The organism is Lysobacter koreensis, assembly GCF_042677045.1.
GTDB classification, from domain to species: domain Bacteria; phylum Pseudomonadota; class Gammaproteobacteria; order Xanthomonadales; family Xanthomonadaceae; genus Lysobacter_K; species Lysobacter_K koreensis.
Map to the genome: position 1 here is coordinate 268841 of NZ_JBHTIH010000007.1, position 14625 is coordinate 283465.

The 14625-nt window shown below is 68.4% G+C and carries 13 protein-coding genes; 10 read left to right on the top strand and 3 right to left on the bottom strand.

Features of this window, described 5'->3' with window-relative positions; all coding sequences use genetic code 11:
* Positions 1-15 precede the first annotated feature (15 nt).
* Both ACFQZQ_RS13370 and ACFQZQ_RS13375 read right to left on the bottom strand, forming a co-directional pair.
* Positions 16-558, bottom strand: coding sequence for a DUF924 family protein (locus ACFQZQ_RS13370; RefSeq protein WP_386813391.1), 543 nt, complete (start codon positions 556-558; stop codon positions 16-18).
* A gap of 126 nt (positions 559-684) precedes the next feature.
* On the bottom strand, positions 685-1284 hold the full coding sequence (locus ACFQZQ_RS13375; RefSeq protein ID WP_386813393.1) for a lysozyme inhibitor LprI family protein: 600 nt from the start codon (positions 1282-1284) through the stop codon (positions 685-687).
* A gap of 942 nt (positions 1285-2226) precedes the next feature.
* Here ACFQZQ_RS13375 and ACFQZQ_RS13380 point away from each other — a divergent pair.
* Positions 2227-2799 (top strand): hypothetical protein, encoded by a 573-nt coding sequence (locus ACFQZQ_RS13380; RefSeq protein WP_386813394.1) that lies wholly within the window; start codon positions 2227-2229, stop codon positions 2797-2799.
* Between the two features lie 65 nt (positions 2800-2864).
* On the opposite strand, the gene ACFQZQ_RS13385 is transcribed toward ACFQZQ_RS13380, so the two are convergent.
* Entirely contained in the window at positions 2865-3641 is a 777-nt protein-coding gene (locus ACFQZQ_RS13385) for an AMP nucleosidase (RefSeq protein ID WP_386813396.1), read from the bottom strand.
* 162 nt (positions 3642-3803) lie between these two features.
* Between ACFQZQ_RS13385 and ACFQZQ_RS13390 the strand changes: the two genes are divergently transcribed.
* From ACFQZQ_RS13390 to ACFQZQ_RS13430, 9 genes are all read left to right on the top strand, one after another.
* Positions 3804-5258 carry an amidohydrolase gene (locus ACFQZQ_RS13390; protein ID WP_386813398.1) on the top strand — a complete coding sequence of 485 codons (1455 nt, stop codon included), beginning with the start codon at positions 3804-3806 and terminating at the stop codon, positions 5256-5258.
* 215 nt (positions 5259-5473) lie between these two features.
* On the top strand, positions 5474-6844 hold the full coding sequence (locus ACFQZQ_RS13395) for an amidohydrolase family protein (RefSeq protein WP_386813400.1): 1371 nt from the start codon (positions 5474-5476) through the stop codon (positions 6842-6844).
* A gap of 32 nt (positions 6845-6876) precedes the next feature.
* Positions 6877-7140, top strand: a complete 264-nt coding sequence (locus ACFQZQ_RS13400) for a hypothetical protein (protein WP_386813402.1) — start codon at positions 6877-6879, stop codon at positions 7138-7140.
* 246 nt (positions 7141-7386) lie between these two features.
* Entirely contained in the window at positions 7387-7791 is a 405-nt protein-coding gene (locus tag ACFQZQ_RS13405) for a DUF1761 domain-containing protein (RefSeq protein ID WP_386813404.1), read from the top strand.
* Between the two features lie 107 nt (positions 7792-7898).
* Positions 7899-8531, top strand: a complete 633-nt coding sequence (locus ACFQZQ_RS13410) for a 2-hydroxychromene-2-carboxylate isomerase (protein WP_386813406.1) — start codon at positions 7899-7901, stop codon at positions 8529-8531.
* A gap of 108 nt (positions 8532-8639) precedes the next feature.
* Positions 8640-9584, top strand: coding sequence for a DegV family protein (locus ACFQZQ_RS13415; protein ID WP_386813407.1), 945 nt, complete (start codon positions 8640-8642; stop codon positions 9582-9584).
* Positions 9585-9739: 155 nt separating this feature from the next.
* Positions 9740-13255, top strand: a complete 3516-nt coding sequence (locus ACFQZQ_RS13420; protein WP_386813409.1) for an amidohydrolase family protein — start codon at positions 9740-9742, stop codon at positions 13253-13255.
* Positions 13256-13392: 137 nt separating this feature from the next.
* Positions 13393-13737, top strand: a complete 345-nt coding sequence (locus ACFQZQ_RS13425) for a hypothetical protein (protein ID WP_386813411.1) — start codon at positions 13393-13395, stop codon at positions 13735-13737.
* A 197-nt stretch (positions 13738-13934) separates the two neighbouring features.
* Positions 13935-14621 (top strand): Dph6-related ATP pyrophosphatase, encoded by a 687-nt coding sequence (locus ACFQZQ_RS13430; RefSeq protein ID WP_386813413.1) that lies wholly within the window; start codon positions 13935-13937, stop codon positions 14619-14621.
* Positions 14622-14625: the final 4 nt, after the last annotated feature.

Consider the following 14625-nt stretch of genomic DNA (forward strand, 5'->3'; position numbering starts at 1 on the left):
ATCGCCCGACCACGCTCACCCCGAAAACCCGCCCGCGTCGAGGAACGCCTGTTCCTCCGCCGTGCTCTCCCGCCCCAGCGCCGCGTTGCGGTGCGGGAAACGGCCGAAGCGCTCGATGATGTCCAGGTGCAGCCGCGCCCACTGGTCGGCGTTGTCGCCGGGCAGGCCGGCGTGCAGCTGCAGCGAGCGGCGCTGGTCGGCCAGCTCCTCGGAATGCTCGAACGGCAGGTAGAAGAACACTCGCAACGACGCCTCGACCTCGCGGTCGAAGCCGGCGACGACCGCGCGCGCGGCGTAGTGGCGCGCCAGCGGGTCGGTGGCGTAGGCGTGCGCGTGGCCGCGAAACACGTTGCGCGGGATCTGGTCGAGCAGGATCAGCAGCGCCAGCGCGCCGTGCGCGTCGTCCATCCAGTGCTCGCACTCGCGGCGCGCGGCGGCGTAGTGCGGCTGCAGGAAGCGCGACTCGCATTGGGTATCGAACGCCGCGTCGCGGGCGAACCAGTGCCCGGGCCCAGCCTGCCGCCAGAACTCGACGACATCGTGTGCGGTCACGTTCACGCTCACCTCCGTGTTGGGTCTTTGCGCCGACCGTAGCAGCCGCGGCGCGGGCGACGCGTCAATCGAAGGGCGACGCCGCGACGCGCGTCACATCTGCATCGGCGAGGCGGCTGTGCCCGCAGCACCTCAGTCGAACGGCGAGGCGGCTGTGCCCGCCCAATCGACATCCTCGCCACCGAGCTGGGTTTCCAGCTCGGTGATCCACGCCGCGGTGATGCTCTCCAGGGTGACCGCGTGGATCAGCGGGCGGATCGAGCCGGACGAGTACGACTGCGCGATGAAGCGCGCGTAGCGTTCGCGGAAGCCCAGCCAGGCCTGGTGCGCGCCCTCGAACGTGGCCAGGCTGTCGCCGTCGAGCTGGCGCCGCAGGTGCGCGACCAGCCCGTCCAGGCGCGCGTCGACGCGTTGGAACTCGGCGATCGCGGTCTGGTTCATGTCGTCGTGGCTGAGCGCCTCGACCCCGGTGTGGCGCGCGACTTCCTCGGCCTGGGTCACGTAGCGGTCGGCGATGCGCACCGCGGTCTCGGCCTTGCCGATCAGCCGGCTTTCGAAGCGGCGCAGCTCGTCGAGGCTGATGTTGGCGCCTTCCAGCCCCTGCTTGAGCGCGAGCAGCTGCTGGTGGCGCTCGATCGCCTCGCCCGTCTTGCGCCGCTCGACCTTGCGCTGGACGAAGTAGAACGCCCAGGTCAGCGCCGCGCCGGCGAGCAGATAGATGGCCTGTTCCATGACCGGTTTCCCCTCTATGTCTCTATGGGCGCCAGTGTGCCGCGCGGAGGTCTCAGGCGCTGCGATCCCGCGGCCGGGGGCGGCTTTTGCGGAGCGTAGAGCCTCTGGGGTCCAGCGCCGGACCCGTAGAGCTCCAGGCGTCGAGCCTTTGGGGTCCGACGGCGGACCTTTTAGCTCCGAGCGTGCTGGGTTGATGGAGCCAACCCAGCCTCCAGACTGTTGTCCCAGCTGTTGCCCGTCATCCCCGCGAAGGCGGGGATCCAGGGACGTTGCTGTTGCTGTTGTGTTGCTGTTGATCTGAAGCTCTTCGCCCTACCCGTGCCGTAGAGCTCGCCGAGCACCGGAGGGCAAAGGGGGAAAAGGCGCCCTTGTCTGAGCGAAGCGAGTTTGGGCGCCGTACCCTTTGCTCGAGGAGCGGAGGGGACCGGAGACAGCTTCATCGTCTCCGGCGAGCGTCCGGCGCAGGCGGTTTTGGTTACTTTTGCCAAGACAAAAGTGACTCGCGCGCGCAGCGTGCGAAAGCTCTTGATCTTGCTTGTCTACCGAGGCTGATCCACTCTCGTGATGGGTATCGCTTTCGCTCAACCCATCCTACGGCCCTGCGCCATATGAGTACTGTTGACTTGCGTGTCGAACCATCTCAATCCCGCACCGCACCCTACTTCCGGGTGTGTCCAGCGTCAGGTAACAGCATAAGGCGCCTCGCACGTGAGACATCAGAAGCCTTGTATTTTTTGCGGGCGTCAAGGCAACAAGTCCAAGGAGCACTTCTACCCTGACTGGCTCGGAGATTTCATTGCCACTGACGGAGTTCATAACACCGCAACAACGCTTACTCAGCGGGGCTACTCGCCAAAAGTATTGACCGCAAGATCGCGACGACAAGGCCACCTAATTACAAAGAAGTTCCGGGTTGTTTGCGAGTCATGCAACAACGGTTGGATGAGCCAGATTGAGAGTGCTGTAAAGCCCATCCTTCTCGCTGGAATCCACGACGTGGAGCTAAGCCTTGACCGAGAGAAGCAGCGCGATCTCGCAAATTGGGTATGCCTGAAGGCAATGGTGTGTGAGCACTCCGATCCGAAGCTGGTGTCAACCCCATTCATAGATCGACATGCGTTCTATAACGATCGATTGATACCTGACTATTTCCGGCTTTACATCGGCGCGCACTCGACTGGCTCGGTGACGTGGCTGTACAGGCACTCCGCGACGATCGCTTTCGGAAAAACGCCAAGCCCGACCCTCCTAGATGGCCTTCAGCGCAATGTGCAGACAACAACATTCATTCTTGGCCGATTCCTTTTCCACGTGTTAGCAGCGAGGGTAGATGGATTCGTCTTGGACACCGACCTGACCTATCCCGGGCTAACGGGGCTATGGCCTGCAGCCGCCGACGAGATCAACACCAGTAAACTTCGGCTTCTTAATGCACCGCAACTTAGCCAAGTCATGATGTCATTCGAAGCCTATCTGGCACATCAGCGACCAACTTTCGTGGAGGCTGTCATCTAACGGTTCGTTCAACCGAAGCCGCTTTTGATTTTCTTGCGGTGATGCGGATCACGCGACGGAAAACCTCACTCATCAAACCGCAAATGCCGCACCGACTTCCCACCCCGTCGGATCAACTTCAACGCCTCGATCCCGATCTGGATATGCCGGTCCACGAACTCGCTGCTGACGCGCAGGTCCGACGCCTCGGTCTTGATCCCCTCCGGGATCATGGGCTGGTCCGACACCAGCAATAGCGCCCCGCACGGGATGCGGTTGGCGAAGCCGGCGGCGAAGATCGTCGCCGTCTCCATGTCGATCGCCATGCAGCGCAGCTTGCGCAGGTACTCCTTGAACACCTCGTCGTGCTCCCAGACGCGGCGGTTGGTGGTGAACACCGTGCCGGTCCAGTAGTCGTGGCCGAGGTCGCGGATCATGGTCGAGACCGCGCGCTGCAGCGCGAACGCCGGTAGCGCCGGGACTTCCGGCGGCATGTAGTCGTTGGAGGTGCCCTCGCCGCGGATCGCGGCGATCGGTAGGATCAGGTCGCCGAGCTGGTTCTTGCGCTTGAGGCCGCCGCACTTGCCCAGGAACAGCACCGCGTTGGGCATGGTCGCGCTGAGCAGGTCCATCATCGTCGCCGCGTTCGGGCTGCCCATGCCGAAGTTGATCATGGTGATGCCGTCGCTGGTCGCGCTCGGCATCGGCCGGTCGAGGCCGACCACTTCGGCGCCGGTCAGGCGCGCGAACGTGTGCAGGTAGCCGCCGAAGTTGGTCAGCAGGATGTGTTCGCCGAACCGGTCGAGCGGCACCCCGGTGTAGCGCGGCAGCCAGTTGCCGACGATCTGTTCCTTGTCTTTCATCTCACGATCCTCCTGCGCGGGCGTTCGCCCCGTTCATCTTGTGTGTTTTGCGCATTGTGTCATCGCGCATGACCATCGTCAGGCTTGGCAGGGCGCGCCGGCGCGGGCTAGGGTGCCCGGGCTGCCGCCGCGTGGGCGTCGCGCCATCCCAGGGGACCCAACATGCTTCGATTTGCACCCGCCGCGCTGGCCGCGGCGTTGGCCACCGCGCTGTGCGGCGCCGCCGTGGCCGCGCCGGCCGAGACGTCGGATAAATCCGCCAAGCCGTCGCGCTTCATGCAGGACCCCTATGCGAGCACCTACCGCGCGATCGCCGCGCCGCCGGTGCTGATCCACAACGCCACGGTGCTGACCGGGACCGGCGAGCGCCTCGACGGCGCCGACGTGCTGCTACGCGATGGCAAGGTGGTCGCGGTCGGCACCGCGCTCGATGCGCCGGCCGATGCCACCCGCGTCGACGGCAGCGGCAAGTGGGTGACGCCGGGCATCATCGACGTGCACTCGCACCTGGGCGTGTACCCCAGCCCCGGCGTCAGCGCGCACAGCGACGGCAACGAGGCCACCGGCGCGGTCACCGCGAACGTCTGGGCCGAGCACTCGGTGTGGCCGCAGGATCCGGGCTTCGCGAAAGCGCTCGCCGGCGGCATCACCTCGCTGCAGGTGCTGCCCGGTTCGGCCAACCTGGTCGGCGGCCGCGGCGTGACGCTCAAGAACGTGCCGGCCACGACCTACCAGGCGATGAAGTTCCCCGGCGCGCCGTGGGGCCTGAAGATGGCTTGCGGCGAGAACCCCAAGCGCGTCTACGGCCAGAAGGCCGGCCCGGCGACGCGCATGGGCAACGTCGCCGGTTACCGCGCGGCGTTCATCGACGCCAGCGAGTACCTGAAGAAAAACGGCAAGAAAGAGGAATCGACCAAGAAGCGCCGCTGGTGGCAGGGCGACACCGACGCGGTCGACAGCGAAAAGGACACCGGCGGCAAGCGCGACCTCAAGCTCGACACCCTGGCCGGCGCGATCAGCGGCGAGATCCAGGTGCACATCCACTGCTACCGCGCCGACGAGATGGCGACGATGCTCGACCTGGCCAAGGAATTCGGCTTCAAGGTCGCCGCGTTCCACCACGGCGTGGAGGCGTACAAGCTCGCCGACCGGCTTGCCGCCGAGGGCGTGTGCGGCGCGCTGTGGGCCGACTGGTGGGGCTTCAAGATGGAGGCGTTCGACGGCATCCAGGAGAACATCGCGATCGTCGACCGCCCCGCGAACAGCTGCGCGATCGTGCATTCGGATTCGCCCGAAGGCATCCAGCGCCTGAACCAGGAGGCGGCGAAGGTGATCGCGCACGCCAAGCTGGCCGGGATGGAGATCGCGCCGGAACGCGCGATCCGCTGGCTGACCCAGAACGCGGCCAAGTCGCTCGGCATCGACGACCAGACCGGCACCCTGGAGGCCGGCAAGATGGCCGACGTGGTGCTCTGGAACGGCAACCCGTTCAGCGTGTACGCGAAGGCCGAGCAGGTCTACGTCGACGGCGCGCGCGTGTACGACCGTGGCGATACGAGCCGGCAACCGAAATCGGATTTCATGCTCGGGCAGAGCGTGATCGGGGGTGCGCTGTGAGCCGGCGCGGGTTCGTCGCTATCGCTATTGCTCGTCATTCCCGCGAAGGCGGGCTCGCGCCTTACTTCGGCGGAGCCGAACATCCAGGGACTTTCGTGACGTCAACAACGACGAATGCAACAGCACCCCTCCCCAACCCTCCCCTGCGCTACGCGCAAGGGAGGGGACAACAGCAGGGGCAAGGGCAACGTCACTGGATCCCCGCCTTCGCGGGGATGACGGGCAAGGGGGCGGTCGCCGCCACCTTGCTCGGCGCGGCGCTGGCCTTCGCGACGTTCGGCGCGAGCGCCCAAGACCTGCTGATCCGCAACGCCACCGTGCACACCGCCGGCGCGCAGGGCAGCTTGCAGAACGCCGACGTGCTGGTCAGCGGCGGCAAGGTGCGCGCGGTCGGCACGGGCCTGGTGGCACCGGCGAATGCGCAGGTGGTCGACGCGCAGGGCCGGCCGCTGACGCCGACGCTGTTCGGCGGCATCACCCAGATCGGACTGGAGGAGGTCTCGGGCGAGAAGTCCACGGTCGACGAGACGCTCGCGCTCGGCGCCGAGCAGAAGGAAATGACGGTGCGGCCCGAGTTCGACGTGACCCTGGCCTACAACCCCGAGTCGATCCTGATCCCGGTCGCGCGCGTCGAGGGCATCGGCTGGACGCTGCTCGGCGCCGGCACCGCCAGCGGCGGCTCGATCGTCGCAGGACAAGGCGGCGCGGTGCGGCTGGACGGCGGCCCGGATCCGATCGGACCGCGGGTGCTGTTCGTGAAGCTCGGCGGCGATGCGTCGGGGCTGACCGGCAACTCGCGCGCGGCGCAGTGGATGATCCTCGACCAGCTGATCGACGAGGTGCGCGGGCGCATCCCGGCCGACGCCAACGCCGCGCTGCTGACCCCGGCCGGACGCGCGACGCTGGCGCGCTACATCGGCGGCGGTGGGCGCGTGGTGGTCTCGGTCAACCGCGCCGCCGACATCCGCCAGCTGCTGCGCTGGTCGGCGCGCCACCAGGTGCGCATTGCGATCGCCGGCGGCGCCGAGGCCTGGAAGCTGGCGCCGCAACTGGCGGCGGCCAAGGTGCCGGTGTTCGTCGATCCGTTGGCGAACCTGCCGGCCGACTTCGACGAACTCGGCGCGACCATGGAGAACGCCGCGCGGCTGCGCGCGGCCGGCGTGGCGGTGGCCTTCAGCCAGGCCGGCGATGGCTCGCACAATGCGCGCAAGGTGCGCCAGCTGGCCGGCAACGCAGTCGCCGCGGGCCTGCCGTGGGCCGACGGACTGGCGGGCCTGACCACGGTGCCGGCCGAGGCGTTCGGCGTCGCCGGCGAACTCGGCCGCATCGCGCCGGGCCAGCGCGCCGACCTGGTGCTGTGGAGCGGCGATCCGCTCGAGGTCAATTCGGTCGCGTTGCAGGTGTGGCTCGACGGCCGCGCGATCACGATGCGCAGCCGCCAGACCGAACTGCGCGACCGCTACCTGCGCGGCGCGGTACCGGCCGAGCTGGGTGGGCTGCCGCGCGCGTATCCGGGTACGGATACACGGCAGGCATTCCCGGGCACGGACACCAGCCAGGCAACCCCGGCCGCGGACGCACGCTGAGCGTCAGGCCGCATACACAGGTTCACGCGAATATGGAAAAGACCCAAGCAGACGCCATCGCTCATGCCGTCATGGAGCCGGATCTGCGCGTCCAGGAGGAGATTCGGCGCAAACGAGCGGCGGAGTCTGCGCAGCTTGCGCGCAAGCGCCGCGTCGCCTGGTTTTCGCTCGTCGGTGCCGGCGCCGGAGCTGCAGTCGCCTACTACGGCGGCTTTCGCTTTTCCCAGGGCGTGCTCTACGGCGGCCTGGCGGGTTCGGCGGTCGGCTGGTTGATCACGCGCCGGGCGATGGCCTGACAGTTCGTTCAAGCCGAAGCCACTTCGCGGCTCGGCTTGGTTCAGTCGATATCGCCACGGCCCGTGCGGGCCGTGGCGGCCGTATGCTGGCGCGGCGCCGGACGGACCGGCCTGAGCCACGCCGATGATGTCCAGCTTCGCGCCAAGCGAAGCGGCGCGCCACGAAGGTACCGGAGGCTGAGTTTCGCCGTGTCGGCGGCGACTGACGGTCCGACCCCGATCTCTTATTCCAACCCGGAGCAGCCCATGACCATGCCCCCGATCGACCTCAACTGGCTGGCGGTGATCGCCGCGGCCGTCTCCGCGTTCGTGCTCGGCGGGCTGTGGTACGGGCCGCTGTTCAAGAACGCGTGGTGCCGCGAGGCCGGGATTGACCCGGCGTCGGCGCCGCCGCACCCGGCGCGGATCTTCGCGATCGCGTTCCTGTGCAGCCTGTTGTCGGCGTTGATCTTCGGCGTGTTCCTCGGGCCGAAGGCGAGCGCGGCCGACGGCTTCGGCGCTGGCTTCGTGGTCGGGCTGTTCTTCGTGGCGATGAGCTTCGGCATCAACTACGCGTTCGCGCAGCGCAGCCTCAAGCTGTGGATGATCGACAGCGGCTACCACATCGCGCAGTTCAGCCTGTACGGGTTGATCCTGGGGGCGTGGCACTGACGCTCGTTGCGCGGCGCGCCGTCGAGTGGTGCGTCGATCTTGGTCGCTTGCAGTGGCACCCGTAGAAGGCGGTGACCCTTCCACCACCCTTTGGAACCGATTCGACCATGGCTGACACCTCTCCTTCCTGGTATTTCGATTTCATCTCGCCGTTCTCGTACCTGCAGTGGCAGAAGCTGAAAGACGGCGATGCGGGCATCGCGGTGACGCCGGTGCCGATCGTGTTCGCCGCGATCCTCGCCGCGCGCGGGCAGAAGGGCCCGGCGGAGATCCCCGGCAAGCGCGAGTTCACCTACCGCCACGTGCTGTGGCAGTCGCGCCGCGAAGGCGTGCCGCTGCTGTTCCCGCCCGCGCATCCGTTCAACCCGATCGCGGCGCTGCGCCTGTGCGTCGCCGCCGGCAGCACCCCCGCGGCGGTGGATGCGATCTTCGAGTGGATCTGGGCGCGCGGGCAGGCCGGCGACAGTGCCGACGCGCTGGCGGCGGTAGCGGCGCGACTGGGCGTCGCAATGGACGCGATCACCAGCGACGACAGCAAGGCCGCGTTGCGCGCCAACACCGACGCCGCGCTCGCCGCCGGCGTGTATGGGGTGCCGACGCTGGCATTCGACGGGCAGCTGTTCTGGGGCAACGACGCCCACGAGTTTGCGCTCGCCGCGTGGCGCGACCCGGCGGTGCTGGCCGATCCGCAGATGCAGGCCGTGTCCGCGTTGCCGGTGGGAACCGCCCGACGCGGGTAGGCGCCCGGGCGCGTGGCCGTGCTAGCCGGCGGGCAGACTGCGCCCGCCGATGGCGCTATTCTTGCGACACTTTTGTGACCGCACGCACGCTTAACCGGGAAATCACCTATGCGCATTGGACTCGTCGTCGACTCCGCCTGCGACCTGCCGCTGGAGTACCTGCAGCGCCACGAGATCACCGTGTTGCCGATCACCGTGCGCATCGGCGAGGCCGTGCTGGCCGACCACCGCGACGAGCAGGCCACGCTGCATTTCCTCGACACCTACATCGCGCAGCGCGGCGCGGAAGCGGAGACGATGCCGTTCACGGTGCAGCAGATCCAGGACCTGTTCCTGCAGAAGCTCGTCATCGATTACGACTACGTGTTCTGCATGACCATCACCAGCTCGCGCAGCCCGATCCACGACAACGCGATGCAGGCCAGCTTCGCGATCCTCAACGACTACCGCCCGGTGCGCGCCGCCGCCGGCCACGACACGCCGTTCGCCTTGCGCGTGGTCGATACCCAGAACCTGTTCGGGGCGCAGGGCATCACCGCGGTCGAAGCCGTGCGCCTGCGCGCGGCCGGCGAAGGCGCGCCGAAGATCCGCGCGCGGCTGGAAAACCTGGCGCTGTACACCCAGGGCTACCTGGTGCCGCGCGACCTGTACTACCTGCGCAACCGCGCGCGCACCAAGGGCGACCGCAGCGTGAGCCTGCTCAGCGCCGCGCTGGGCAGCGCGCTCGACATCAAGCCGGTGCTGCACTGCAACCGCGGCGAGACCTCGCCGGCGGCCAAGATCAAGGGCTTCGACCTGGCCGTGCAGAAGCTGTTCGAGTTCACCGTCAAGCGCGTCGAGTCGGGGCTGATGACCCCGACCGTGTGCCTGAGCTATGGCGGCGCACTGGCCGAGATGCGTAGCCTGCCCGGCTACGAGAATCTGCGCCTGGCCTGCAGCGCCAACAACATCGAGCTGTTCGAAAGCGTGATGAGCCTGACCGGCATGGTCAACGTCGGCAAGGGCGCGCTGTCGGTCGGGTTTGCCGCGGAGACGGCGAAGTTCGACGCGTGAGCTGAGAGCAAATACCCCTCAATCCCCCTGTTGCAAAGGGAAAGGCCAGCGATGCGGGGCTCCCGCCCGACTCGGCACACAGGACTTTCCGCCTACAGCCGCGCCCATGGCCGCGGGTTAGGCTGCAGGACTTTGTCCGCCTGCGCAGCCCATCGATGATCCCGACCCGCCGTTTGCTCGTCCTCGCGCTTGCCAGCGCGCTTTCCTTCGATATCGGCGCGGCCGCCTTCGCGGAAGATCCGCCGCCACCGGCGCCGCAGCCTGTGCCGCAACCGGCACCACAGACCAAGGACGCCGCCGAGGGCGACACGCCGCCGGTGCAACTGGAGCAGGACGCGCTCGACCCGGCCGGCACCGACCCGGCGCAGGCATCGCCGCAGACCGCCAAGGGCAAGGCCAAGCCGGGCGCGGCCGACGACGAGAAGCCGAAGTGGGACGTCAGCGCCGCTCACGGCGAGACCAAGGCAGTGCGCTTCGACACCGACGAAGGCACCTGGATGGACGTCGACGTCTCGCCCGATGGCCGCGAGCTGGCGTTCTCGCTGCTCGGCGACCTGTACCGCCTGCCGATCGGCGGCGGCAAGGCGATCCGCGTCAGCGGCGGCCCGGCCTGGGACGTGCAGCCGCGCTTCTCGCCCGACGGCCGCGAGCTGGCCTTCACCTCCGACCGCGGCGGCGGCAACAACCTGTGGCGCGTGCCGGTGCAGGGCATGAGCGCCGACGGCAGCAACGCGACCCAGGTCACCCGCGAAGACTTCCGCCTGCTCAACAACCCGGCGTGGACGCCGGACGGCCAGTTCCTGGTCGGCCGCAAGCACTTCACCGGCGAGCGCTCGCTCGGCGCCGGCGAGCTGTGGCTGTACCACGTCGGCGGCGGCGAGACCGGCAGCGGCGGCGTGCAGCTGACCAAGCAGAAGAACGACCAGCAGGACCTCGGCGAACCCGCGGTCTCGCCCGACGGCCGCTACGTGTACTTCTCCGAGGACGTCAGCGACGGGCCGACGTTCCAGTACAACAAGAACCCGCACGACGTGATCTACGCGATCAAGCGCCTCGACCGCCAGACCGGCAAGGCCGAGACGCTGATCGCCACGCCCGGCGGCGCGGTGCGGCCGCAGCCTTCGCCGGACGGCAAGTCGCTCGCGTTCGTGAAGCGCGTGCGCGAGAAGTCGGTGCTGCACGTGCTCGACCTCGCCAGCGGCGCGGTGCGCCCGGTATGGGACGGCCTCTCGCACGACCAGCAGGAGGCGTGGGCGATCTTCGGCCCGTACCCGAACTTCGACTGGACCCCGGATTCCCGATCGGTGGTGCTGTGGGCGCAGGGCAAGCTGTGGCGCGTCGACATGGCCAGCGGCAAAACCGCGAACATCCCGTTCAGCGCCCGCGTCGAACAGACCGTCACCGCGCCGCTGCGCTTCGAGCAGAAGCTCGACGAAGGCACGTTCGCGCCGAAGATGATCCGCGACGTCGCGACCTCGGCCGATGGCAACACCCTGGTGTTCCATGCGGTCGGCCAGCTGTGGCGCAAGCGCCTGCCCGACGGCAAGCCCGAGCGCCTGACCGGCAACGAGGGCCTGTACGAGTACCAGCCCAGCTTCAGTGCCGACGGCCGCAAGCTGCTGTACACGACCTGGTCGGACGCGGCGCTCGGCGCGATCTACGTGCGTGACGCCAGCGGCGGCGGCATGGGCAAGCGCCTGACCCAGGAGAAGGGGTTCTATTACGGACCGCGCTTCTCGCCGGACGGCACCCGCATCGTCTATTCCAAGAGCGGCGGCGGCAGCTTGACCGGCGCGATGTGGTCGGGCGACAAGGGCATCTACGTGATGCCGGCCAGTGGCGGCAAGCCGCTGCGCGTGGCGACCGAGGGCGACGCGCCGCAGTTCAGCGCCGACGGCCAGCGCGTCTACTACCTCACCGGCGGCGGCCTCAAGAAGAAGCTGATGTCGGTCGGCCTGCACGGCGAGGAGCCGCGCGAGGTGTTCGACCTCAAGTACGTCGATGCGGTCAGCGTCTCGCCCGACGGCAAGTGGGTCGCGTTCACCGAATTGTTCAACGCCTACGTGGCGCCGCTGGTCACCACCGGCGCGGCGATCGAATTGTCGAAGGACAGCAAGGCGCTGCCGGTGACCCAGGTCAGCGCCGACGTCGGCAGCTACTTCCACTGGGGCGCCGACTCGAAGTCGCTGAACTGGATGGTCGGCGACCGGTACTACTCGCGTGACCTCAACCAGAGCTTCGCGTTCCTGCCCGGCGCACCGAAGGAGTTGCCCAAGCCCCCCACTGGCGGCGGCATCCAGGTCGGGCTGACGGTGCCGGTCGACAAGTCGAACGAACTGGTCGCGTTCACCCACGCCCGCATCGTCACCATGCGCGACGCCGAGAACACCGAGGAAGTGATCGAGGACGGCACCCTGGTGGTGCGCGGCGACGTGATCGAGGCGGTCGGCGCGGCGGGCTCGGTTTCGGTGCCGGCTGGCGCGCGCGTGATCGACGCGCGCGGCAAGACCATCGTGCCCGGCTATGTCGACGCGCACGCGCACGCCGCGCACTTCGGCCAGGGCGTGGTCCCGCAGCAGAACTGGGCGTACTACACCAACCTCGCGTTCGGCGTGACCACCATGCACGACCCGTCGGCCACGACCGAGTTCGTGTTCTCCGAGGCCGAGCTGCAGAAGGCCGGGAAGATGGTCGGCCCGCGCGTGTTCTCGACCGGCACGATCCTGTACGGCGCCGACGGCGACTTCAAGGCGGTGGTCAACTCGCTCGACGACGCCCGCAGCCACCTGCGCCGGATGCAGGCCAACGGCGCGTTCTCGGTCAAGAGCTACAACCAGCCGCGCCGCGATCAGCGCCAGCAGATCAACACCGCCGCGCGCGAGCTGGGCATGCTGGTGGTCGAGGAAGGCGGCAGCACCTTCCAGCACAACATGACCATGATCCTCGACGGCGTCACCAGCATCGAGCACAACATCCCGGTCGCGCCGCTGTACAAGGACGTAATCGGCCTCTGGTCGCAGACCGACGTGCGCAACACGCCGACCCTGGTGGTCAGCTACGGCGGCCTGTCCGGCGAGTACTGGTGGTACGCCAAGGACAACGTCTGGGAGGACAAGAAGCTCAACCGTTTCTTCCCGCGCGAGACGCTCGATGCGCGCAGCATCCGCCGCGAGAGCGCGCCGGACTGGGACTACTACCACGTGCAGGTCGCCAAGGCGGTCAAGCAGCTGCGCGACGCGGGGGTCAGGATCCAGGTCGGTGGCCACGGCCAGCTGCAGGGGCTGTCGCCGAACTGGGAAACCTGGTCGCTGGTGCAGGGCGGCTTCAGCAACTTCGAGGCGCTGCGCGCGGCGACCTTCGACGGCGCCGACCTGCTCGGGCTGGGCAGGCAACTGGGGTCGCTCGAGGTCGGCAAGCAGGCCGACCTGGTGGTGCTCAATGCCAATCCGCTGGAGAACATCCGCGCGACCATCGACACCCGCTACGTGATGGTCGACGGCCGCCTGTTCGACGTCGACGCCGACATGGCCGAGGTCGGCCACCGCGCCGAGAAGGCGCCGAACTTCTACTGGCAACGCCACCGCGCCGGCCAGACGTTCGGGCTGGAGTACGGCCCGACCGCGGTCTGCCACTGTCCGAAAGGCCACGGCGCCCACGTTCACCTCGATTGAACCGCCGCGGCTCGCCCTGACCAGGCTGGCCCTGACCAGGCAGGCCGCGCCCAGGGGAATGCAACCGGGCGCGGCGTTCACGGCGGGCCCATGATCGGCGTCCTACGCTGGTTCCAGTTCCCTGACGAGACACCACGATGGCGACCCGGTACTACATCAGCCTGCCCGACGGCGCGCGTGCGCGCGGCACCGACCCCGCCCTGTCGTTCACCGCGCAGAGCGGGCCGGGGTTTGCCGCCGAACTGCAGGACGCATTGCGCAGCGACGCGCTGTTCGAACGCTGGCGCGGCAAGCAGCCCGAGCCGGACGAGGTCGACCGCTCGCTCGCGGCCACCGACCCCAACGCGGTCGTCCACGGCGAGCAGGACGACCTGCACATCGACCTGGTGGTGACCTCGACCATCCCCGGCACGGTGCTCAAGCAGCGCCTGCGGCTGCTGGCCGGCAGCCACTGGGAACTGCGCGACGTGACGGCGGCCTGAGCCGGCCCCAGGTGCCGTTGCTACCGGTACCGACGTCCACCAGGACCTGCGCGGCCCGGGTGTAGAGGTGGGTCACTAGCGGCGCAATCGCCGCCTTGCCGCGATGCCCGTGTCAGTCACGGCCATCGCGGTTTTCATTTGCGCGCCAGCCGATACCAGGCGGTCGATACTGGGCACCCGTTCCCGCGAGCGATCCCGTGCCGACTCCACCCACCCAAGTGCTGCTGTCGTGGAGCGGCGGCAAGGACGCCGCGTGGACCCTGCAGGCCCTGCGCCAGCGCGCCGAGGTGCGCGTGGTCGGGCTGCTCACGACCTTGACCTCCGGCTACGAGCGCGTGGCGATGCACGGCATTCGCCGCGACGTGCTGCACGCGCAGGCCGACGCCGTCGGCCTGCCGCTGGTCGAGGCCAGCATCCCGCCGCAATGCGACAACGCGGTCTACGAGGCCGCGTTCGCCGCGGCGCTCGACACCGCCCACCAGCTCTGGCCGGGGCTGCGCACGATCGCGTTCGGCGATCTGTTCCTCGCCGACGTGCGGGCCTGGCGCGAGGCGCTGTGCACGCGCCTGGGATGGAAGATCGAGACGCCGCTGTTCGGCGCCGACACCGCGGCGCTGGCGCGGGTGATGATCGACGGCGGCCTGCGCGCCCACCTGTGCTGCGTCGATAGCGAGCAGCTGGGGGCGCAATTCAGCGGGCGCGCGTTCGATGCGACGCTGCTGTCGGAGTTGCCCCCCGCCTGCGATCCCTGTGGCGAGAACGGCGAATTCCACACCCTGGTGTCCGACGGCCCGATGTTCGCGCGGCCGCTGGCGATCGCGCGTGGCGAGAGCGTGCTGCGCGACGGCCGCTTCGCCTACACCGACTTCGCGCTGCCGTTGTAGATCC

Bases quoted from the DNA above. Each gene is read 5' to 3' on its own strand.
- ACFQZQ_RS13395 (WP_386813400.1), top strand. From the start codon at position 5,474: ATGACGGGCAAGGGGGCGGTCGCCGCCACCTTGCTCGGCGCGGCGCTG.
- ACFQZQ_RS13425 (WP_386813411.1), top strand. From the start codon at position 13,393: ATGGCGACCCGGTACTACATCAGCCTGCCCGACGGCGCGCGTGCGCGC.
- ACFQZQ_RS13385 (WP_386813396.1), bottom strand. From the start codon at position 3,641: ATGAAAGACAAGGAACAGATCGTCGGCAACTGGCTGCCGCGCTACACC.
- ACFQZQ_RS13420 (WP_386813409.1), top strand. From the start codon at position 9,740: ATGATCCCGACCCGCCGTTTGCTCGTCCTCGCGCTTGCCAGCGCGCTT.
- ACFQZQ_RS13400 (WP_386813402.1), top strand. From the start codon at position 6,877: ATGGAAAAGACCCAAGCAGACGCCATCGCTCATGCCGTCATGGAGCCG.
- ACFQZQ_RS13380 (WP_386813394.1), top strand. From the start codon at position 2,227: ATGAGCCAGATTGAGAGTGCTGTAAAGCCCATCCTTCTCGCTGGAATC.
- ACFQZQ_RS13415 (WP_386813407.1), top strand. From the start codon at position 8,640: ATGCGCATTGGACTCGTCGTCGACTCCGCCTGCGACCTGCCGCTGGAG.
- ACFQZQ_RS13410 (WP_386813406.1), top strand. From the start codon at position 7,899: ATGGCTGACACCTCTCCTTCCTGGTATTTCGATTTCATCTCGCCGTTC.
- ACFQZQ_RS13390 (WP_386813398.1), top strand. From the start codon at position 3,804: ATGCTTCGATTTGCACCCGCCGCGCTGGCCGCGGCGTTGGCCACCGCG.
- ACFQZQ_RS13375 (WP_386813393.1), bottom strand. From the start codon at position 1,284: ATGGAACAGGCCATCTATCTGCTCGCCGGCGCGGCGCTGACCTGGGCG.
- ACFQZQ_RS13405 (WP_386813404.1), top strand. From the start codon at position 7,387: ATGACCATGCCCCCGATCGACCTCAACTGGCTGGCGGTGATCGCCGCG.